18 protein-coding genes are annotated in these 23,492 nt (G+C 41.3%); 4 read left to right on the top strand and 14 right to left on the bottom strand.

Annotated elements, in window-relative coordinates; genetic code table 11:
* Nucleotides 1–117: 117 nt before the first annotated feature.
* Entirely contained in the window at nucleotides 118–966 is an 849-nt protein-coding gene (locus tag CAN34_RS05970) for a DUF2382 domain-containing protein (RefSeq protein ID WP_079690780.1), read from the top strand.
* Between the two features lie 276 nt (nucleotides 967–1,242).
* Nucleotides 1,243–1,905 (top strand): YsnF/AvaK domain-containing protein, encoded by a 663-nt coding sequence (locus tag CAN34_RS05965; protein ID WP_089554872.1) that lies wholly within the window; start codon nucleotides 1,243–1,245, stop codon nucleotides 1,903–1,905.
* Nucleotides 1,906–2,052: 147 nt separating this feature from the next.
* On the opposite strand, the gene CAN34_RS05960 is transcribed toward CAN34_RS05965, so the two are convergent.
* Both CAN34_RS05960 and secA read right to left on the bottom strand, forming a co-directional pair.
* On the bottom strand, nucleotides 2,053–2,589 hold the full coding sequence (locus CAN34_RS05960; protein WP_089554871.1) for a hypothetical protein: 537 nt from the start codon (nucleotides 2,587–2,589) through the stop codon (nucleotides 2,053–2,055).
* A gap of 175 nt (nucleotides 2,590–2,764) precedes the next feature.
* Nucleotides 2,765–5,554 (bottom strand): preprotein translocase subunit SecA, encoded by a 2,790-nt coding sequence (gene secA, locus CAN34_RS05955; RefSeq protein ID WP_089554870.1) that lies wholly within the window; start codon nucleotides 5,552–5,554, stop codon nucleotides 2,765–2,767.
* A gap of 357 nt (nucleotides 5,555–5,911) precedes the next feature.
* On the opposite strand from secA, the gene mutS reads away from it, so the two are divergent.
* Nucleotides 5,912–9,010 (top strand): DNA mismatch repair protein MutS, encoded by a 3,099-nt coding sequence (mutS, locus tag CAN34_RS05950; RefSeq protein WP_089554869.1) that lies wholly within the window; start codon nucleotides 5,912–5,914, stop codon nucleotides 9,008–9,010.
* 92 nt (nucleotides 9,011–9,102) lie between these two features.
* On the top strand, nucleotides 9,103–9,426 hold the full coding sequence (fdxA, locus tag CAN34_RS05945) for a ferredoxin FdxA (protein ID WP_079690776.1): 324 nt from the start codon (nucleotides 9,103–9,105) through the stop codon (nucleotides 9,424–9,426).
* 113 nt (nucleotides 9,427–9,539) lie between these two features.
* Here fdxA and CAN34_RS14615 read toward each other — a convergent pair whose 3' ends face one another.
* The 12 genes from CAN34_RS14615 to CAN34_RS05885 form a co-directional block, all read right to left on the bottom strand.
* Nucleotides 9,540–9,899, bottom strand: a complete 360-nt coding sequence (locus CAN34_RS14615; protein ID WP_089554868.1) for a prepilin-type N-terminal cleavage/methylation domain-containing protein — start codon at nucleotides 9,897–9,899, stop codon at nucleotides 9,540–9,542.
* A gap of 137 nt (nucleotides 9,900–10,036) precedes the next feature.
* On the bottom strand, nucleotides 10,037–11,890 hold the full coding sequence (locus CAN34_RS05935; RefSeq protein ID WP_089554867.1) for an O-antigen ligase: 1,854 nt from the start codon (nucleotides 11,888–11,890) through the stop codon (nucleotides 10,037–10,039).
* Nucleotides 11,891–11,977: 87 nt separating this feature from the next.
* On the bottom strand, nucleotides 11,978–12,331 hold the full coding sequence (locus CAN34_RS14610) for a prepilin-type N-terminal cleavage/methylation domain-containing protein (RefSeq protein WP_089554866.1): 354 nt from the start codon (nucleotides 12,329–12,331) through the stop codon (nucleotides 11,978–11,980).
* A gap of 300 nt (nucleotides 12,332–12,631) precedes the next feature.
* Entirely contained in the window at nucleotides 12,632–13,171 is a 540-nt protein-coding gene (locus CAN34_RS05925; protein WP_302476513.1) for a type IV pilin protein, read from the bottom strand.
* Nucleotides 13,168–13,674 carry a type IV pilin protein gene (locus tag CAN34_RS05920; RefSeq protein ID WP_089554864.1) on the bottom strand — a complete coding sequence of 169 codons (507 nt, stop codon included), beginning with the start codon at nucleotides 13,672–13,674 and terminating at the stop codon, nucleotides 13,168–13,170. Before CAN34_RS05920 ends, CAN34_RS05925 begins: the two co-directional genes overlap by 4 nt.
* A 1-nt stretch (nucleotide 13,675) precedes the next feature.
* Nucleotides 13,676–17,764: a hypothetical protein gene (locus CAN34_RS05915; protein ID WP_123891906.1), complete on the bottom strand. Its 4,089-nt coding sequence runs from the start codon at nucleotides 17,762–17,764 to the stop codon at nucleotides 13,676–13,678.
* A 97-nt stretch (nucleotides 17,765–17,861) separates the two neighbouring features.
* On the bottom strand, nucleotides 17,862–18,677 hold the full coding sequence (locus CAN34_RS05910; RefSeq protein WP_123891905.1) for a PilX N-terminal domain-containing pilus assembly protein: 816 nt from the start codon (nucleotides 18,675–18,677) through the stop codon (nucleotides 17,862–17,864).
* Entirely contained in the window at nucleotides 18,674–19,786 is a 1,113-nt protein-coding gene (locus CAN34_RS05905) for a PilW family protein (RefSeq protein ID WP_089554861.1), read from the bottom strand. Before CAN34_RS05905 ends, CAN34_RS05910 begins: the two co-directional genes overlap by 4 nt.
* A 1-nt stretch (nucleotide 19,787) precedes the next feature.
* A complete protein-coding gene (pilV, locus tag CAN34_RS05900) occupies nucleotides 19,788–20,378 on the bottom strand; it encodes a type IV pilus modification protein PilV (RefSeq protein ID WP_165767619.1) in 591 nt (196 codons plus the stop codon).
* Nucleotides 20,375–20,869: a GspH/FimT family pseudopilin gene (locus CAN34_RS05895; RefSeq protein WP_254423109.1), complete on the bottom strand. Its 495-nt coding sequence runs from the start codon at nucleotides 20,867–20,869 to the stop codon at nucleotides 20,375–20,377. Before CAN34_RS05895 ends, pilV begins: the two co-directional genes overlap by 4 nt.
* 306 nt (nucleotides 20,870–21,175) lie before the next feature.
* On the bottom strand, nucleotides 21,176–22,024 hold the full coding sequence (locus tag CAN34_RS05890) for a ComF family protein (RefSeq protein ID WP_089554858.1): 849 nt from the start codon (nucleotides 22,022–22,024) through the stop codon (nucleotides 21,176–21,178).
* A 27-nt stretch (nucleotides 22,025–22,051) separates the two neighbouring features.
* Nucleotides 22,052–23,492, bottom strand: a 1,441-nt coding sequence (locus CAN34_RS05885; protein WP_368039468.1) for a phospholipase A, incomplete at its 5' end; no start/stop codon positions are given.

Here is a 23,492-nt window from a genome sequence, read left to right as displayed (position 1 = left end):
GTACTTTGCTACCATCCTTAGTTTAGTAGAACTACTTATTAGCAAAACGATTATTCGTTTTCTAGTAATGTAAATTTAAAATAATTATTAATTTACTCATACAAAAGGAAGATAATAATGAGCCAACTAATTCGTTTAAAAGATATTCAAGCGACTCACCACGACCTTATCGGTGATGACTATTATGATCCAACAGGCAAAACAGCCTATGGGGTTAATGAAGAAAAAATTGGTAAAATCGATGGCGCATTGGTAGAAGACACCACTGGTCGCATCCGTTATTTAATCGTTGATGTAGGCGGTTGGTTCAGCTCAAAAGAAGTGCTAGTACCAGCAGGTTTGGCACGTATCGTTGGTGATGATGTCTTCTTTGATAGCTTAACCCAAGCGCAAGTAGAAGCAATGGAAGTGTACGACCACGATTATCAATATAGTTACAAAGATCAGTATGAAAAAGACCGTCAATCGTTTGTTGCTGATACGGTTCCAGTTGCAGAACGTATGGAAATTGCCGACCATAACTATGACGCGCCAAATACGCTAGAGCTATTAGAAGAGCGTTTGACCGTGAATAAAGATCGTATCGTCGCAGGCTTGGTAAAAGTTGGTAAGCATGTCGTTACCGAAGAGCGTAATATCGATGTCGATCTAGAAGAAGAACATGCCAATATCGAACGTACCAATGTAGATCGCCCAACAGATCGCCGTATCGGTGATATCGATGGTAATCAGACCATTGAAGTTGAGCTAGAAGCAGAACGTGCACGCGTGAATAAAGAGACGTATGTCACTGAAGAAGTAAATGTCGGTAAAACGTCAGAGCATCGCACTGAAACTCTCGTAGAAACCATTCAGCGTGAAGAGCTAGATGTCGATGGTGATGGTAATGTAATTGACCGTGATGGTAACCTCTTCACTCGTGATGACATTACTGCCGAAGACGTACGCCGCGCTCGTGGTATGTAACACGCTACTCTTTCGCATAGCTGCAAGATCTGATTAGTGGTTGAGATATCTGTTTATCTTAAACGTACTATTCAAAGCACTGTTATTTAAAGTGTTGTTATTTAAAGAACGACTATTTAAAGAACCACTATGCGATAGAAATTAGCAGCTGAGCCTACCCGCTCAGTAGATAAGGCCAGAGCTCCGTCTCTGGTCTTTTTTTATATCTAACCGTTTTTTATCCATATTAACTTTTACATATAATATCTTTCATATATAAAAATAAGGAATATGACCATGAACACCAATAGTGAAAATAATTATCCTGACAATAACTACCCTGACTTTACCGATAATACTGCTAGCGGTACCAAAGATGATTTAATATCATTCGACTTATCGTTACCTGAAAATAATCAGGAGCAAACGATATTAGACAATCAAAAAGGCAGTCTTTCAAACAACCTAATAGATACTGATAACGGTGGTTATCTAGAGTTATTAGAAGAGCGTCCAGTCGTCAATAAAGAACGCTTAGATGTTGGTAAAGTAACCGTTACTAAGCACTTCCGTACCAAAACAATCCAAGTACCTATTGAGCTGGTCGAAGAATATGTGACCATACGGACGGACTATCACGATACCGAGAGTCAAGATTTATTGTCAGGTAACTATGATGATAAAGATATCTTGCGTCACGTTGAGCCATCGTTAGATAGTAAGGCGGTCGTTACCATCAATGGTAAACAGGTTGAGATTGGTGATGAACCGATTGAGATAATCCTGTCACGTCAAGTAGCGACTATCACCAAAGACACCTATGTCATTCAAGAAGTAGCTATTGAGAAAACCACACATAGCCATACTGACAATATCGAAGTCGAACTGAAACATGAAGAGCTAGACGTCAAAGAAGAAGGGTTTTTAGCGCATGAGCGTAATGCCGCTCATAAGAGATAAATTATTTTTAAAGAACTTATCTCTCAAATGCAAAAAAGCAACGCGAACGTTGCTTTTTTTATAAGGCATTATAATCAACATAACATAAAATCAACATATCGATCATCCCATGCTACGTTGAAAATAAATTAACCATAAAAACCACTCTTACATGGCATTTTCTGCTGTTTTCTTACACTCATAAGTACTTATATTGGCTGCATCCGTACCAGCCGTACGCATCACGCCCGTTTCACGTTCTTTATGAGCCACGCGCCACTGTACAAATCCTTCGCCACCATCGATAGCAGTTGCTGCTTCAAATACCTCAGGGTTGCTGGCATCATTGGTTTTCGTCAAGGTTACCGTTCCTTTGGCAGTGCCAATAACCACTTGATTGTCAGTATCTTTGTAAGTCGCTTCAACCGTCAGCTCAGGTGAACATAAGTACGTTATCTGATTCACGCCTGTATTGACCGAAGCAATCGTATCATCTTCCACTTCACTAGCAGGCGCATCTACAACGACATCACTTGGTTCGGCTGGCTCAGCGGACATGGGCACTGACTGCTCTTCACTGATACTATCTTCCAAACTTGGCTCAGTCTCCTGCTTTGGTTGGCAGGCACTAACCGTCATGGCACCAGCCAACAAACCTGTTATAACCACAGAGGTACGCAATTGTTTTAGTAATTCTAAATTCACAACACTCTCCAAAATAAATACATTAAATACTATAGCGTGTTCACAAATTCGCGCCTATGCTGAATTTGTAAGCAATCGCTACAATGTAGATGATAATTTTATTTAGCCCATAAAAAAGTCCCTGTTCAAACAGGGACTTTTTTATCATAGCTTACCAATGTTTGCTTATCAATATTTAGATTTTACCATGACATTGTTTGTACTTAAGTGCTGAGCCACATGGACAAGGCGCATTACGACTGATGTTCATCCCAGCATATGGATTTGGCTCATTAGCATTGTTGCCACTGCCCACCATAGCACCTGCTGCTGCCGAGCCGGCAAGATTACGGTTTTGTGCTGCCGCTCTATCATTAGCGCCATCTAAGCCGCCATCCATGTTATCGATATCATTGTGCTCAAACTGCATTTGCATATGTGCAGCATTTTCACGCTGCTGAACTTCTAATGCCTCTAGCTCTTCTTTGGTTGGAATATGCACACGTGATAAATCTTGTACCGTCTCAGATTTAATCGCCCCAAGCATCATCTGGAAGAGCTCAAACGACTCACGCTTGTATTCTTGCTCAGGGTTTTTCTGCGCATAACCACGTAGATGAATGCCTTTACGCAGCTGATCCATCTGCGTTAAATGCTCTTTCCAATGCTTATCTAGGCTTTGGAGCATGAAGTGACGCTCAAGCTGAGCAGCATCTTTTTCACCCATTTGCTCACGGCGACTATGATAGCGATCTAAGGCAGTTTGGATAATTTTGGCACGTAGTCCTTCTTCATCCAAGCGGCGATCTTCATCTAACCAATCATTAATAGGCATTGTAATCTTGAATTCGTTCTCAAGCTCATCCTCTAGACCATCGACGTTCCATTGGTCATCGATAGAGCCTGGCGGAATAAACTGGTTAATCATGGCGTTGTAGACTTCTTGATGCATGATTTCAATGGCTTCGAGCAAATCCATCTCCGCCAATAAATCATCGCGCTGACCATAAATAACTTTACGCTGTTCATTGGCCACATCATCATATTTCAGCAAGTTTTTACGCGCATCAAAATCGCGACTTTCCACTTTACCTTGGGCGTTTTCAATCGATTTAGAAACCATTTTATGTTCAATAGCTTCGTCTTCTTTTAGGCCCATCGCTCGCATCATATTGACCACGCGGTCACCGGCAAAGATACGCATCAAATCATCTTCTAATGATAAGAAGAAGCGCGACATACCAGGATCGCCCTGACGACCCGCACGACCACGCAGCTGGTTATCAATACGGCGCGATTCATGACGTTCAGAGCCAACAATATGTAAGCCACCAGCCGCAACGACTTGGTCATGTTGCACTTGCCACTGGGCTTTTAAGCGCTGCATTTCTTCTGGGCTAACAGATTCTGGATCTTCAATAAACGACTGCCAGTTACCGCCAAGGATAATATCCGTACCACGACCTGCCATGTTGGTTGCGATAGTAACCGATTTTGGGCTACCCGCCTGTGCGATGATTTCTGCTTCACGCTCGTGCTGCTTAGCATTCAAGACATTATGCTTCACGCCTTCTTGATCGAGCAGATAAGACAACTCTTCACTGGCTTCAATCGTCGCCGTACCAACCAATACTGGCGCACCTTTTGCTTGAATCTCTTTAATCTCGCGGATGATACCCTTATATTTTCCTAACTTGGTTAAGAAAATTTGGTCATCCATATCGATACGAGCAATAGGCTCATGCGTTGGAATAACGATGACATCTAAGTCATACGTTGATTTAAATTCTGCCGCTTCGGTATCAGCAGTACCAGTCATACCAGATAATTTGTCATACAGACGGAAAAAGTTCTGGAATGTCGTCGTCGCAAGCGTTTGGTTTTCTGCTTGAATCTCGACGTTTTCTTTGGCTTCTACCGCTTGATGCAGGCCTTCTGACCAGCGGCGACCGGGCATAGTACGACCGGTATTTTCATCAACGATAACCACTTCGCCATCATCGACGATATAGTGAACGTTTTTGACAAAAACATGGTGCGCACGAATGGCTGCTTGTACGTGCGCGAGAAGTGGCAGACGAATTGGACTATATAAACTTTCGTTTTCACCCAGCTCACCGACTTCGATTAAGAAGCGTTCAATTTTCTCATAACCTTTTTCGCTAATTTCAATCTGACGATTCTTCTCATCAATCCAGAAATCTTCTTCTTCATTATTTTTATTGGCTTCTTCGTCTTTTGAACGTATCAGCACTGGAATAATAGTGTTAATAAGTGCATACATGCGCGATGAATCTTCGGCTTGACCGGAGATAATCAACGGTGTACGGGCTTCATCAATTAAGATCGAGTCAATTTCATCAATAATACAAAAGTTCAGTGGACGCTGCTTTTTTTCGGCTAGGCTAAAGACCATGTTATCGCGTAGGTAATCAAAGCCGTATTCGTTATTGGTACCGTAGGTAATATCTGCTTGATAGGCATCGACTTTTTCTTGTGGCGGTTGCTGCGAATAAATCACGCCAACGGTCATGCCCAAAAAGCCAAATAACGGACGATTTAACTCAGCATCACGCGCGGCCAAATAATCGTTGACCGTCACCAAATGTACGCCTTTGCCACTGATAGCATTGAGATACATCGCCAAGGTGCCCATCAAGGTTTTACCCTCACCGGTTTTCATCTCAGCGATTTTCCCTTCGTGCAAGGTAATACCACCGATCAGCTGCACATCATAGTGACGCATGCCGGTGACGCGTAATGATGCTTCACGGCAGACAGCAAACGCTTCTGGTAATAATGCATCTAAGCTTTCACCATTTTGGTGCCGTGTCTTAAATTCTTCGGTTTTTTGTTGTAATTGCTCATCAGACAGGGCTTGTACTTGAGCCTCTTGTGCGTTGATCTTGCTGACCACTTTGCGCATACGCTTGAGTTCACGGTCATTTTTGGTGCCAACGACACTGCCTATAATCTTTGATAACATAATTTTTTGACCTATGGAAATATTCGATAATTAGTGCGCATTAGCCAACGCTTAGCTTGCCGCTTTGTCATCATCCGGCTAAGTGCTATCCAATTCAAGTTACTAGCCAATTCAAGTTACTAGCCAATTCAAGTTACTAGCCAATTTAAGATAGTCTAATAAAGGATCGCCTAATGAAGTATCGCCCAATTAAGTGTGACGTCATTATATATGGTTATGACGCCGATGGATACAAGGGCAGTTAGTAGATATTTGCCGACGTAAAAACACAGTAGGACGTGTTAAAATAGGGCTTATAAGCTTAGATTATTTAAGCAAATTATTTGAGAAAGATAAAAGCGATATAAGAGACCCTGCATGCCAGTCAAACCTTTTGCTCAAACCAATAAGACCATAAAATCGACTTCAAAAAACACTTCAAAATCTATGCCAGCGTCATCTGACTCATTGGTCATAGGCGATGCCGTTTATCATTTGGCAGACCATACACCGATGATGGTGCAATATCTGACCATGAAAGCCAACTATCCACAAGCATTGTTGCTCTACCGGATGGGCGATTTTTATGAGCTGTTTTTTGATGATGCCAAGCGCGCGGCGCAAATATTGGACATTACCCTAACTCGCCGTGGTACTGATAAAGCCGGCAATACTATTGCCATGGCAGGTGTACCCTTTCATGCTGCCGATAGCTATATGGCAAGGTTGATTGCCGCTGGTCAGACAGTCGTCGTCTGTGAGCAAATTGACGAATCTGCAAGCAATATATCCAATTCTCCTGCGATGGGAGATAAGCAAAAAAAAGATAAAAGTAAATCAGCGGCTGGCAGTATTATGCACCGTGAAGTGGTCAAAACCCTGACCGCAGGGACGATTACCGATGATGCGTTAATTGCGCCCAATCATACGCCTACTGTTGTCGCTATTGATATCTTGATTCCTAAAGCAAACAGTAAACAATCCTTACAAGCAGCCATCAGTCAGATGGACTTAGCCGCTGGGACTTTAACCACGCAAACGCTCAGCGCTAGCTACAATAACAGCCATGATGATATTGAAGTGCTACAGACCCAAATGCTGACGGTATTGGCACGCTTTGCCCCTAGCGAATGTATCATTAGCGAGGCGCTCGGTGAAAAAGTTGGAGAAGACTGGCTACTTTGGTTACGTCAACATCTTGACTGTCCTATTATTGAAGTGGCAGCCAATGATTTTCATCGTGACCATGCCTGCGCGACTTTATGCCAACAATTTGAGGTGCAACGTCTTGATGGCTTAGGGATTAGCGATGCGCCACTGGCTCAATCTAGCTGTGCGGCGCTGATACATTATGCACGGCAAACTCAGCAACGACATGTGCCACAAGTCAATCAACTTATCGTCGAATATAGCGATGATTATTTAATCATCGATGCCAATAGTCAGCAAAATCTTGAACTATTTACCCCCGTTAGTAGCAATGGTACATCATTAATATCTGTGCTCAATCATTGTCAAACGCCAATGGGGCGACGCTTACTCGTACAGCAAATGAAGCGCCCATTGCGTCAGAATGAGCGTATTAATTTGCGCTTAGATGCGATAGCCAGTCTTTTGCAGATAGACAATCAATCAACGCCGACTGAACAAAAATTAGAAAATGGCTCTTTAGTCACAAACTTACGCGAAACGCTCAATACCATCGGCGATATTGAGCGCATTAGTAGCCGTATCGGTCTGATGAGCGCTAAACCGCGTGATTTACGTAAGCTTGCAGATGGTATTGCTAGTAGCGCTCAGCTTACTCGCCTACTGACGGACTCAGGTATAAGCCATGAGCATACTGGCTTATTACCAATGCTGATGCAACAATTGCCCGAGCAGTTACCTACGGTACAATCCGTAGCCGAGCTAATCGAGCGTGCCATTATCATAGAACCACCTGCCCATATTCGCGATGGCGGCATGCTAGCAGCTGGCTATGATGATGAATTTGATCGTTTGGCTCATCTCCATGACAATATCCAAACGACATTAGATGAGATGCTAGAGCGTGCGCGACTGGATAGCCAATTGCCTAGCCTCAAAGTTGGCTTTAATAAGGTCAGCGGCTTTTATTTTGAACTGCCAAAGATGCAGGCAAAAAATGCTCCTGCACACTTTATCAGACGGCAAACGCTTAAAAGTAGCGAGCGCTTTATCACTGATGAGCTAAAAGTGTTAGAGACCGAATATCTAAGCGCACAAAGTTTAGCCCTAACTCGTGAAAAGCAGCTGTATAATGAACTGTTAACTATTTTAAACAGCCATTTAGCCGAATTACAACAGCTAAGCGCAGCGATTGCACAAATAGATGTACTTAGTAATTGGGCACAGCTCGCTACCACTTATAACTGGCAGCGACCAGTGATGGTTAACAAGTCAAAGAATAAAGACAGCTCAATTACTGATAATCCAACCAGCATTGATATTAAACAAGGTCGTCATGTCGTCGTCGAAGCTGCGCTGAATCCAACTAATAACGACAATACTGTTAGTAGAAGCAAGACTCAACCTACGAGCCATTTTGTCGCCAATGATTGTGCATTAGGCAGTGATGCAAATCCTGAGCGATTATTAATGATTACTGGTCCTAATATGGGCGGCAAATCAACCTATATGCGCCAAACGGCATTGATTGTCCTACTTGCCCATTGCGGTAGCTTTGTCCCAGCAGCTAGTGCTTATATTGGCGATATCGACCGCATCTTTACTCGTATTGGCTCGGCCGATGATTTAGCAGGTGGTAAATCAACCTTTATGGTTGAGATGATTGAAACGGCTAATATTCTCAATCAAGCGACCAATAAGTCGCTGGTACTCATGGATGAAGTCGGACGCGGCACGGCAACCACAGACGGTCTAGCCATTGCTCATGCTTGCGTCAATCGATTGGTTGAGATTGGCTGCCTGACATTATTTGCCACCCATTATTTTGAACTGACAAAATTGGCAGAGACTACTGAAGACAGCCACGCCAGTATTCGTAATGTGCATGTCGCTGCCAGTGAAATCGACGGACAACTATTGCTACTGCATCAAATCGAAGATGGTGCAGCAAGCTCCAGCTTTGGATTACATGTGGCGAAAATGGCAGGTATCCCGACCCAAGTGCTCAATGATGCCAAGCGTTACTTAATAGATAACTTAAAGATAGACAACCTTAAAGCGGATAACGAAAAAGTTATTAGTGATAAAGTTGATGACAAAAATGACTTAGCTAAGTCATTAAAGGATAAAAGCTCACCCGCTCAACCTAGCTGGACAGAGAAAGTAAATTCAATGAATGTTAAAGAAAATCAAAGTACAATTAACATTCCACAGCAAAATCAATTGTTTAGCTTACAAGACGAGCTAAGTTCGATTGATCCTGACAGTCTAACACCCAAGCAAGCGCATGATTTACTGTATCATCTGAAGAAAATCATTAGTCATTAAAGGGATTTGTCAAATAGGCGTAAAAGCGTTAAAATACGCCTTATTTCAAACCATTCTATTTAGCCTTAAGCCAATAACAGGTAGACAGTACTATGACCTTTGTCGTTACAGAGAACTGCATTCTTTGCAAATATACCGACTGTGTGGAAGTCTGTCCTGTGGACTGCTTTTATGAAGGACCGAACTTCCTCGTCATTGACCCTGATGAGTGCATTGACTGCGCGCTATGCGAGCCTGAATGTCCTGCCAATGCTATCTTCTCAGAAGATGAAGTACCCAAAGGCCAAGAGCAATTTACCCAGCTGAATGAAGAGCTGGCGCAAAAATGGCCAAACATTACCGAGATGAAAGGGCAATTGCCAGAAGCTGAAAAGTGGGATGGGGTGGAAGGTAAGATCCAGTATTTAGAGAAGTAGCTAATTATTTAAAACAGCTCAATGTATCGAGACTATAAAAACCACCTAATGGACATTAAATATAAAGGGCTATTAGGTGGTTTTTTATGTACGTACGAAAGTAAAATTAGATCTTAAGGTAATACCACACAAGGCGACCCATTAGGAATATCACATTCGATACGCGCATTTGAAGGAGATTTGGCAATAGCAACTATCTTTTGCTGTGTCAAGACAGTCCATTGAGCGGCATCAGTAATAGATTGGCATGCACTTATGACTGGGCGCGAAGGTTTATCGTCGTTCTGATCATTAAGCATATAGAATACATCATTGCTATACGCTTTCGCCTCTGCGAGACAAGACTCTTGCTGAGCCACTTGAATATGTTGGCGATAAATAGGTATAGCAATTGCAGATAATATACCGATAATCACCACTACTAGCATCATCTCTATTAATGTAAAGCCAGGTTGCAGCTGCTTATTTAGCATAGTTTATAAAAAGCATATTGAATGAGTACTTTATACAGCAGAAAACGTGCCAGTTTGTTTACATTTAACTACTTAGCAACCCTTCCCTAATAATTGTTATATAATAAACTAAGACACTTACTGAGCGCAGAATATTATTAATCATCAATGACTGGTATTAGGCAGTGTTCAGACTGTAGGCCATACATTGCGGAAGCAACTGCTTTATCACATAACTCTATTGTATGTTGCTGTAGGTATCCTAGCTCGTCTGAATACTTCTGAGTAAGACGTATCAACCCAGGTAATACTCGAGGATAATAAAGGGCCGTTTTATCTAGCCATAATCGAGCTTCATCAGCCTTACCCATCCTTTGCAAGTAAATTACATGAGCCGTCGTGTGTGTGTAATATGGAAATACTTGCATGTTATTAGTGATTAGTTTATCAGACCTTAGCATTTCCTCCTTACTTTCGATATCAGGATTTACTTTGGATGTATCTAGCTTATCAGCGTATTTATAATAAAAAGGAATATACCTACCTTGTTCGCCTATAGCCATACTTTGGGCATTATGTATATCACCTCCTAGTGCAAAAATTTTGCCGACCTGTCTTTCATGATCAACTAATATGATTACTAAGAGCAGCATACTCAAAGCAGTGTAAATGATACCAATTTTTATCAAGTTACTTTTCTTCTTGACTGATTTAATATTACTTCCAACAGACTTTTGCTCTTTCTTATAGTCATCAATAGTCACTCGTCTAACTATCAAAAAGAATACAATAAAGAATACAACAAGAAAATTACTATGCCATAAAGGTAGCTCTACCATGCTATGGAGTAAACTAATGGAACATATCATCAACAGACCAAATGTTACTACATCTGATGTATATCTAAAGAATGCTTTTAATAATATGTATAATACTGGTAAAACAAGCAGTAATGTACCTAGCAACCCTACTTCTGCCAATAATTGTAATAATATATTGTGGCAGTGAGAAAAGTAATTATTGGCTCGAGGCACTCCCATAGTAGCTACTTGGTCATGATACCAAAATGATTGAAAACCATACGTACCCCATCCGTGACCTAATAATGGCATATCTAAAAACGCTAGCCAAGCCTTTTGCCACTCAAGCCAACGTGATAAGTACTCACTATCTCCCAGAAGTCTATCCGTCCCACTGCTGATATCTGAAGATATAAATGGGAAAGTAAATTGAGCAAATAATGCGATGACAAGTGCGATGAGTACATTACGAGAGAATATTTTAGTGTTTTTTTCTTGTGCTATAAGTAGCTGATAACCCGCCATAGCGGATAATCCTATTATATACAATACAACAGTCCGAGAGGCTGCATGTGCCATAGCGAGGGAATAGCATAAGATCAGTATCCACATTTTTATGGAAGATAGCTTACCCATACGCTCCAAAGTGATACTTGCGATAAGCCCCCACATAATGATATGACTAAAATTATTTCGTTGACCGACTTGACCACCATTACCCGAAAATAATATCCAACCTAGCTTGTCTTTTAATGCTGGATCTGTAATCCCTAACTGGATTACATACAAAACTAGTTGAATACTAGCTAGTATGGCGATACCCCATAACACGCTAGAAGTAATAATTGTAAAGTAAGATCTCGGAACACTAAGAATAGCCGTAAGCAATAGCGCTATTATTATGAAAAAACCAGAAGTATAAAAAGAGCTTCCTAAATAAGGAGACTGTAGTAATAAGTTCTGTAGGGGCAAATATAGCGCAAACGCCAAAAGACAAATAGTTATAATAGATGGCTTTAAACTATTGATATTGAACAGTAAATAAACAGCGAATAGCGCACTCAACATCCCTACTGTTATGTCCATATAAAAATTTATGTATGGAGGATAATACCAAGGTAGCAAAAAGGGTAACGTTAGCAATAAAGTAATTAATAATTTGACTATAAGTTCGGGTTGCCCTTGATTAATAGATAGCGTATTCAACTGCATAACTTAGAACCCATAGTAGATAAATACATAAAAAGCCGACAATGTCGGCTTTTTTCAGCTTATAAAAAATCATATAGTAATTTAAAGTTAGTCGTCAACTGCACATGTACCGCCACCAGCAACGTTACAAGTAGTCTTTTTATCACCAGTTTTAGGCGTAAACTCAACTGAAGCAGTATCTATTTTAATTGTGTCTGGAGTAACAGACTTACATGCACTCTTATTGAAGCTAGCTACAGCTATTTCACTTGATCCTTCTGGATCTTGTAGATCTACAACAACTGTATTAATCCATGATTTAGCTTCAGCCAAACAGGCACGCTCTCCTGAACGCTGAGTATAGTTCTGATAAGCTGGGATAGCGATTGCAGCCAAAATACCGATAATAGCAACAACGATCATTAGTTCGATTAATGTAAAACCTTTTTGAGCAGTGTTCATAAGAACTCCTTTGGGGTATATAAAGATAAGTGGCTATTAGTGCATTTTATCTCTAGGGATATAATATGTTTCTCTTGTTATAAATATTGCATATAGCATGCCAAAACCTGCATTTGTAATGTGTGTTTTCGCTAAATGTCTCATTAGTCTCAATATTTCTGCGTAACTGTGCGATAACTTCATAATAGCTGATGCTAAATGTTACGCTTACCCTACTAAATATTGTCAATTTATGTCATTTTTGAAAGTAAATAGTAAGCTAAGCTGACGTTTTTTGTCAATTAGTAGTGTAGGCACTATTTATTGCCACTCATTATCCATACCGCATGTTTCAACAGCGTTTATGATTCGGCATTTTTCGCCTTGATTATCTAAGGTGAGATTGACATCATTTGCCATACGCTGACCTGCAACTGGAGTTGCTCTAATCGTCCAATCACGCCCTCCTAATGTATCAGTACTCGTCGTCCAGTCTGCCTCTCCCCATGTTCCTGTCCCTACTATAACTGTATAAAGCGCATTACCTGTAACAGGAAAGTTAACACTACCATTAGTAGCTACCGTACCTGACAACACAGAAGATAACGGTATTCTGTCATAGCGTTTATAATTTAGTTTATTAGACTCGATACGACTGGCAATTTGTTGCATCTCAGCCATCATATCTGCACGGTTGGTGCGCTCGACATATCCTTGATAACTAGGATAAGCAATAGCGGCTAATATACCTAATATAGCAACCACTATCATAAGCTCTATCAGCGTAAATCCCAGTTGGCTTGGACGTAATCTTGATTGATAAGTCTTTTCTGTAGGACACTGTTTAGATGATATTGTCACCAAGTTGTCTCCCCTGTTCCACAATTGGCATCAGTAATATTAAAGCTGACATTGTTTGCACAGCGCAATCCTTGGCTGTTGATCATAAAGCTGTCCGCCCCTGTTAGATTAACGGGTGTCGCCATCATGACCCAGCCCATTGCTCTCTCGCTACCTTGGTGTAAAGTGCTGAATGCTGCAGGACTGCCGGCAATATGCCCAAGTTTAATAATATAGCGTGGATTATTAGCAGGTAAATTAATAGCCCCTGTGCTTGGAGCAATAGTGTCTGCCTTCGGCACAAAGCCTTTATAAGTTAAAGCTTTGGCTCGCCACTGCTCCAACTCATTAGACAGCATTAACATCTTACGCTGTGCGTCCGCTTCTGAGTTACGAATAATATAAGATCGATAGCTTGGTACAGCGATGGCAGCCAAAATACCAATAATCATCACAACAACCATCAGCTCTATTAGAGTAAAACCCAACTGCCGAGTGGAACAGTTATTCGCTTTAGCTGACATATCAGTGTTCCATCCAACTTAAAGGATTGAGGCGCTTATCAACGTTAATACCACTATTAACTCCGCAGTCAGGACCTGTACAGGTAGGAGGAACAGGCTGGCAATTACCATTTGGACAAATTAATTTAGGTTGACAATCATCGCCTTCGCAGCGATTTACAAGGCTGCCAAAAATATTAGTATCATTATATTGAGTAATAATATTATCTACGATACCTGAGCCCGCATTAAAGGTTGAGCGCGCTGTTAATACATCATTACCTGAAGCATCAAGGCAGGCACCATAAGGTAGACAAGTACGCTCACGTTGGGTTGAGCCTCTTACCCCAGCACTACATGCCTTGATTTCTTGCCCTTCATCAGGGTTAAAAGAAGAAGATATCAGTACGCCAGCAATGGCATCTGGCTCATTAAACATCTTGATTTTGTATTTACCACCTACTGCAGCTCCATTCCCTAACCATTTGGTAAACGGCATGTACCAACCTTGAATAACATTACCCTGCATTCTTTTCTTAATGCCGTTTGCGCCTATATCTGCGTTGGCAAATTTTAGCTCTTGAAGTTTATTACTATCAGTAATCAGTCCAGGAACTTTAATAACTGGTGTACGTAGGCTTATTACGGGTGCTGTTCCCGTTGCTCTGTAATAAAACAGATCCTCACGCGCCAAATCTTTATCCATAACACTGTACAGCGCATCAGGCTTACTTCTTTCTGCCGTCACTGGGTTACTACGGTCTCCTGTACCAACCGTTATCATTGTTTGCACACCGTTATAACTACCACTATTACCACTAGCATCTTTATATGAGTTTTTACCATTATAGAAAGTAATCAGTGGACGCTCATAAAAACGTGGCGGCGCATCACCAGTATCAGCTTGATCGCTGACGTCTAGTACTTTTACCACGCGATCTACTTTAAAGCTATTAGTCTCATTATTGTTGTTAATATCGACGCGCCAAACTTGACCACCTAAGTCAGCAAAGTAGATATGATCTATCAGACCGTCGTAGTTACGATCTAAAGCTCTGATTTGAGTAACCACGCTGTGCTTTAGATCTGCTGACTTGGAGTATTGTAATGAAGTAGAACGAGAAGTACTACCGTCTCCACTCCCTTGATTATTTGCCCACCATAATAATTTACCATTATTTTTAGCAGTATTCACCTTCTCTTCTTTATTAGACTGGGTTTCGACTTCACCCATTTGTACCATATATACGGCGTTGCCTTGTGCCGATGGTTTATTATCACATTGGGTATCTGTTGGATAGCTAGTATTTAATTTAAATTTCGGGTCTTCATAGCACGTATCATAGCCACCCGGTAAAAAGCTAACCATGACCTTTTTACCATCACTTTTTACGTAACCAAGTGTCGGCTTGCCCCATGATTGACCCATTTTTGCAAAGGCTTTTTGCTCAGGACTTCCTATAGTTGCCGTGCTGGTAGCATTATTTATGGTACCACCTAAAGTAGTGGTATCACCTTTTTGACGATTGGCATAGTTAGAACCCACACCATAAATAATTTTGGGTGCATTAACATCTGAAACGTCCAACGCATAATACATCGAACCGCCCATACGCAGACCACCTAAAGCAAAGCTTTGGTCAGACTCATAAGTATTGGTTGTAGTTGCTGCTTCACCCTCATCTGTAGTAGTCGACTTGGTCGTGTATGAAACATAAGTCAACCACGGGGCATCTACACCATAAGGATAGCTACCATCTTTGGCAGTACCGTTACTTGTCAGCGCATCAGGCTGTAAATCTAGGATTTGTTTGGGTATAAAAGTAAAAGTCTCTTTACCCGTGCTGTCATCTAACATATGTAGCGCACCGTCCATAGAACCATAGATGATATAGTCCTTTCGGCTACTCTGATCAAACTGCCCCGAAGCATCAACATTCACTTTCTGAGTGATCAACTGAGGTATAGAATGTAAGACTCCACCGATATTTTTTAACCACTTATTCTTTGTTGCACTTATTTTCACACCGTCTTTCACTGTCGTGGTTTCAGGTTCGCTGTATCCCATAAAGTGAAGTAATGCCCGCTTCTTCTTATTACTTTCCTCCGTCTCCATCAACGTATCGAAGTTCACGGGCTTATTATCTGAACTGACTTTAAGATTGATTAAACTACCACCACTATCGACAAATAAATTTCTATCACCAATAGTATTGCCTGACGCGTTTTCAAATACTTGTTGATAGGCGCCACCGACTTGCGGTTCACCTCTATCAGGTCTTTGGGCATCAGGACGGGTACCATCGAGAGTATTCCACAAATCATGAGTGTTTTTTGCAAATAGTCCTGTGTTATCAGAAAATACGAATTTGCCATCACTACCTTTTAGAGTATTGTTTTGAACCTTATATTTTTTTAGATTACCGTTCCATAACAGTGGTGACTTAGGAATAGGCTCAAGTATCGGTAAATAAGCAAATTGACGTGACTTTAGTCCGCCCAAGCTATCAAGCGGTACCGACATGGTACCTGCTGATATTGGATCAATTTCAGCCTTACTGACATCTTCAATGAATTTGCGAACGCTATTAGCAATATCTACTGACTCTTCAGTATAATAAAACCCGCCTTCCCCATAGCCTTCGCCTTTTTCACCAAGTTTACATACGTTCTTCGCATCTTGGCTAGAAACATTTCTATGATCACATTGATAAACTTGTGCCGTTTCTACAGCACCGCTAGGCCGAGTAATAGCTTTAGTTACCTTTCCTTGCCCTATAAGCTCTTTAAACACACTCCCAAAACCTACTGTTGCGGTTGCAATAATAGTCTCTTTAGGGTTGTCTTTACTATATAGCGCTTTGGCATACTCACCAATACATTCCCAAGCGGGTTTACCATTAGAGGTATTATTTTCAAATAAGCTACCTCTAGATGTCAGACCAGAGCTGCAAGTTCTGCTCATCAATACAGACCCTGTCTCTAAACTGGTATTCATCAGATCTCGAGTATCTTGCTGATTAAAGGTGTTATTAGGCTCACCATCTGTTAAAAAGTAAACACCATAACCGTCACATTGTGTTGCCTCGTCAGGTATGGGTGATTGGTAAGTTGAACCATTTGGTTGTTTTTTAGTATTATCTGCCGAAAGATCAAAACCGCTGTAACTATAATCTGTCCAATCTTTTGTGACTTTTTTATAGTAATATCCTCCATTACTTACAACATAGGTATAATCAGAACTCCCTATTCCTAAATAATAACTAGGATTTAATTCATTATATTTGACATTATTTTGGCGTCTATTATATCCTTGGTTACATTCGTAGCGCTTAAAACCAGCAGCCGTATTTAAATTTGAACTGGTTCCCTTGCACTCATACAAATCGTATTTACTACCATCCTTGACATAATATCCGGCTTCTATATATCTTGCTTCATTCTCTAGTTTATAAGTGCGCGTACCTAGCATATAGGCACCTGCTTCTGCATAAGCATGGGCTGTTGGCGTATTAGTTTCTGATTTTAAAGCGATTACTCTATTAATAAGCTTTTTTCTATTAGCTAGTGTTAGCTCTTTTACTGGCTCTTGAATTTCACCGCCACCTTCAGCAAACTGCTTAAGAAAGAAAGTTCCTAAACCAATTTTATATTTACTAATATCTACATCTCTACCAAATGCGTTATCACTTTTTGGATTAGCAAACATAGGAACGAGCGCCATTTTTAAACGCGACATACGATCATAATATTTAACATTATAATCATAGTAGCTACGATAAAAATCTACTTGATACTGAACAGAGTCAACGACTCTGCTACCATCATCACTATAAATATCTTCTTTTATCTTTTCATTAAAAAGACCACTTCGGAAAGTAGCACTCGGATAGTCTTTACTAATACTATTGTAATTCATACTCCCAGAGTTATCTAACATCATCATGATGGAGGCGTTACCATAGGTTGCGCCCTGATATATTTCTAAATCAGAAGTATGACCGGCACTGCTTGCCATACAGCCTAAGACGACAGTTGATAATAGTTTTAAAGACCAGCCCTTCATGACAGGATGGGATGCATTTTTTGTTCTGCTATCTAGGATTTTCATAATAACCACCCATATAATTTTGATTTTTTGTAGAAAAACCACAACCTTCATCTAGTCTGTGACGGCCAATCATTTAAATATATAATTTTTGTCAGCTTCAAGAAATGCATGTAACGCCGACAGGCTGATTTAGATACGTCTGTTGCTGGGTTTGAAATGGAACTCCCAACGCAGTCAAACATTTATCTACTGTAATAACTGTATTATCACCTGTGCGCGGCTGTTTAAGGCAACCTGCCACAGACGTAGTACCATTACTAGTAGCATTACCCAGTGACGCATTTGATAGTGCAGGTATGACCGACGTCACGTAGCCTGTAAATGTCGTACATTCAATCGTAACATTACCGCCTGTTTCAGGCTTTTCAAAGTCGTTAGATAATGTGCCCTCTACTTCCCTATTAAATACACCTTCGTCGTCCGTAGCGATAGGCCTTACAAACGTCATTTGCGTAATCACACGACCTTCACTTACATAGTCACTGCTATCACTCGGGTTGCAATAGCCGTTATTTCTATCAGCCACTAAAGCATTGTCTTTAGTAACCTCACTAATTTCAAGAATACTGAACAACTTGCTACTACGTGGTCTAACACAAAAGCTGACTGCACGTCCTTCTCGCTCTGTACCCGACATATAACCTTTAAGTGTATCAACGTCACCTCGGCGCTCACTCAAAATACGATCTTCCTTTTCCACTTTCATTAAAGCTGCATCATTTGCTTGAAATAGCAACTTATTTACTTGGTCTGCAGTCGCGACCTTTAAATCTGTTGTGCTTTGCCTAACTGCAATCGCTCCTACAATCATAATAAGTACTAGTGTTAATAGCACAACAATCAGTACTGCGCCGGACTGATTATGCAGAGTCGTAGACATTTTAGGATTACTTACAAAAGACTGTTTCATCATAGTCCTCCTCTTGCATTGCGTAATAACACCGTACTTTCATAGACACTACGTAAATAGGTTGGTCCCGCTGTAGCCGCTCCATTCAGTGCGACCTCTGCTTTATCAAGTATCGTAAACCTCAAGTCACTATTGGCTTGTGAAGTCACTGTTGGGTTATCTGAACGCGCTAGTACACCTATTTGCAAGCTAACGATACGCTGGTTTAATTCAAGACTGCCACTGGCAGGAATAGGCATATAAGCCATCCGGGATCTATCAGGAAAAGTTGCAAAGCCTGTACTCGATGATACCCCTAACATGACTCTGAAATAATCGACGTTAGATATAATGATTGTACCGACATCGGCTAGATTATTGCTTTTCACAGTAGCTGGTACTGCTGGTACAGTAGGTGCAGTAGGTGTGGCAGGTATAGCAGGTGTGGCGGGTGCGGTATAACTCGCTATATCGATACCGGTTGCACTACCAGCATTAGTCTCATCATAACTATAAATTGCCGATGCACAGGCTAAGCCGGGAGTAGCAGGAGTCATCGTATTATCCATACGAACAAAATAACGCTCAATCACATAAAAATCTTTCGGTATAGTAGCGCCTTCACAATCAAACATACCTTCTTGAGCAGATTGATATTGAATAGTTAGCTGATCACTATTTGCGATACCAGCTAAGTTGCTAATGCTATTAGTGGATTCACTGCTTGATAACAAGTCTTTTGAAATAGCATCACTTGATAAAACTAAACCAGATAAGTTACCCTCTAACCATTTATTCGCAGTACCATCTGGTGCATCTGGTGCGGTGAGTACCACACCACCCTGGGGTGTTAGATGATTCATAAAGTATTCATCATGAGCACTCGTCGGCTTGGCCCCATAGTTAGTACGTCTTAGATGCTGTTGTATCTGAGAAAAGCCAAAAATAGAGTTGTCTTGGATTTGTGAGCTTGCTTCTTGACGACGGCTATTAACTGAGCTGGTATAAAAAATCTGTAAAGCAGCAGCAGAAATAAGAAGGCCTAATACTAGAGTAATCATAAGCTCTACTAACGTGAAGCCTCTTGCACCCATAACATAATGATATTCATTGGAGAATTTTTCTGGCTTCATATCATATCTCCATCATCATACACGTGGCTTTAGAGTGGTAGCTACCACCAGCTTGTTCTACTACGTCTTCATCATTGACCACTCGTTCAGTTAAACAATCTGCATCGCTGTCTGTACCAATAGTAGGCGTAGTATCACCCCATGCCGCTATCAAACAATAAGAATACATAATACTGCTAGACGCACCAGAGCCTATACCGCCGGTATTAGGGCAAGGGTGCATCTGGACCTGAAAGTCATAGTTCTGCAATTCAGCTTTTAACTTATAGCTTTCAGCTTCTGCAAGCTGCTCTGGTGTACATAACACAGTTACTATCACCCCGTCTAAACCACATTTATTACTAGGTGCAGTATTGGTATATGCCGCCTTGAGCTCATCAGCATACTTTTCGATAGCAGAAGGGTTGGCATGGATTTTTTCTGCTATATTGCGCATCATTACTAATGACTGAGAACGCTCGAGCGATTCATCGGTAATCTTGATAGCGTTTCCTTGAAGTGCACTATAACCTAGGACTGCCACCATTAGTAACAATAGCGCGACCATTACTTCGATCAGACCGACACCGCGTTGGGAGCTCAATTTATTCATGTACATGTTCCTCCCGTTTGGCTGGTTATTTTAGCTACTTTATTGACTACGATCTGTCTCGATGTCGCGTTAAGATTATTATCGCAAATAGTAAAAGTACGCACCTCAGTAACGCGTTTGCTAGGCTCAAAAATAACGGTAGTCGTACTTAGTAAAGGTCTAATGGTATTTTGGGCAGTATAGCTATAGTTGGCAATTACACTTGTATCTGAACTAGTGATAGTGATGACTCTAGGATTACTAGTATTGTTATAGCTCAAAGTTACATTTTGGCGACGAATAATGCTTTCAGCCTTAGCTTCTTTTAACGCATTTGCAAGTGTAGCCGTTGTTGACTTCACTCGCTGATTGGCAAGCTGGTTGCTCATACTAGGGGCAGCGATACTCACAATAATGGCAAGCACGACAATCGTTACCATCATCTCAATCAGGGTAAATCCTGAACTGGTCATTCGTAATTTCTCTGGTAGATTGTTCGCAGATGCGTTCACATCAAACCCCTATTTATAACTGCCAGCGTTTCTAACTAGAGCTAGATTCACATTAGCAATGAGCACCTAATATTTAAATGAGCAGTCACCCAGTATTTTTTATATATTCAACAATAAATATGCAATTTTTGTTCCATAAAGTGTATTAGCTATCCAGCTTAAATCCTTATCTTTGACCTGTTTACAGAAAAAACTACTTAACGTTTGCAACATACATAGATGTAAGACGTCTAATTATTGGATAATATAACGTTAAGGTAACATATTCGCAACATAATAGTAATTGAGCGTAAACAACATGAGGAGCTATGACTGGCTACCATGCGCCAAAGCATAGGCAGAAAGATGATATTTATTATAGGTTTGAGGGTTGGTCGTCATTACTGTTTCAGAAGAGAGCGAAAGTGCACGCCCTAATGCTTGCAGACTAGCACCTGTAGTGGCAACGTCATCGAATAATAGCAAGCGCTTAACGGGCGGCTTTTCGATTAGAGCAAAGGCATTGTTTAAATTACTTAAGCGCTCTGCACGTGTGAGTCCTTGCTGACTGACAGTGTCGTCAATACGCTCGACACCTTGCCACAAAGGAATCTGCCAATGCTTAGATAGTTGCGCGGTCAAAATACTGACAGGATCAAATCCACGTTTGATGAGACGCTGATTAGTCGTTGGCATAGCAACAATCACACTATTGTTATAATGGCAGCCATGAGGACGTGGTAGTTGGCGTATCGCATGCAGCAACAATGGCAACTTGGTCATATCTTCATGATGCTTAAAGGCTCTAATAGCTTGGCGCATCGGATAGTCATAGTAGGTCGCTGCTTGAATCGTTAGCGTTGTACCGGCAGCGATATCGACTTCAAATGGCTTGGGCAACCACGCAATACTGTTATGGCAGCTGGGACATAGCAGTCCGCTACCAAAACGGCTACTCAGTTGCTGGCATATATTGGCAAAAGACGAATAATTGCTTGTTAAGGAGCGCAGTGTAGTGTCAGCAATTACTAAACTACTAGCATTTGATAGGGAGGGATTCTGTAAGTGCTGCGATTGTGGCGTACTGCGATAAACATGGCATAACTGGCAGCGTATGTCTACATACTCTGCCAGCCATAGTCCGGCTTGGTAAGGCGCTAAGCCTACGCGGCGCATAACTTACTGTCGACATGCGCGCTGATATTAGAAACCTTTCCAGTCATTAAGTACGATACCAAAACCAATCGAGGTGTTTTCATGGTTATAATCGACGATGGATTCGCCATAGCCTTGAAACAGCTGCACAAAGCCATTGACGTTTTCCGTTAATGGATAAGTATAGTCAATTTGCGCTGCGCCTTTATTGGTGCCTGGATTGTAGCGCAAAGTACCACTCAGGCTTTGCTGCTTAGGTAAGTCATATAAGAACTTGATATCGCCATAGCCCATGTAATCTTCGATATCTGGATTGTCATCACTGTCACTACTTTCGTTATTGACTCGCGCCCATAGTCGCGGTATGACTGATAACTTGCCCCACTCTGCCCCTGCCATTAGATAAGCACGGTTCCATGAGCGTGATAATGGATCATCTTGACCATTTGAGTGGTGAATAGCACCTGCTCCCAACATGCGTAGTCGTCCACCAAAAGGCAAATTTGCTGTCACAGGCTGTGTCAAAAATATTTCAGGCTGATAATCGGTGGCGCGAAATGGTCGTGAGTTATCTTCATTATAGACCTGCCAATGCGACTCTTGGGTATAACCAAACCACAAGTCAGCATTGGTATCAAACAAGTCTTCTGCAACTTTGGTCTTTAAAGACAACTGAAACTTTAGATCCGTATTACGAGTTTCATTAGAAGTAAAAGGCTTGGGGTCCTGCGATGGCGTACTTGGATTTAAATTGGGATCAAAGGTATAAAACAATGGCATGACATAGGTCGGTCGATAAGGTCTGACTGTCCACTTTCCACGTTCACTGTTTTTATCAAGATCATAGGCTAAGCTTAGCGGCGTGTATTTTTCAATATCCGCTTGAGTCACGCCGACATTTTCTAATACTTCTGCTTCTCTTTGCGTCAGTCCAACGGTATCTAAATTTTCAGTCGCAGCTGGCTGATTCGCCCCTACACTATTCACAGTGCTATTTGAAGTACCCTTGCCAGTAATTGTGCTCGTTTCTTCTGCCAGTACTACTTGTGGATTACCCGAAATAGTACTTTGAAAAGTCTTTGCCAAATCTACTGGCTGTTTGCTTGTGACATAACTTGGCGTCTTGCCTTGTTCTGCAACCTTATCAAAGCAGGCCAAACGGGCGGTACTAGTCTGTACTTGCGCACACTCAAAAAATAACGTTGCTTGTTGGGCAACAAACTCTTTACTTACTACTTTACGAGTTTGAGCAGCGGTATTCGCAGTTATGGACGGCTCATCAGCACCCTGTGACAGCTCATACTCTTCATATTCAAACGCCGCTTCTGGTAATGGCAACTCATTATAAGTCTGAGCCTTATTAGCAGCCTGTGCCTGTACCGTTAAGCAAGTGAGCGCTATCCCAACAGCGATATTTAGATAATGCTTAGTGGTTTGAGGTATGTTATATTTTTGCGCACTGAGAAGGCTTAAAGACTGGCGCTGCGGA

The organism is Psychrobacter sp. DAB_AL32B, from assembly GCF_002224105.1.
GTDB lineage: Bacteria > Pseudomonadota > Gammaproteobacteria > Pseudomonadales > Moraxellaceae > Psychrobacter.
Note: the sequence above shows the minus strand (reverse complement) of the source record. Positions and strands in the feature narration are given on the sequence as shown.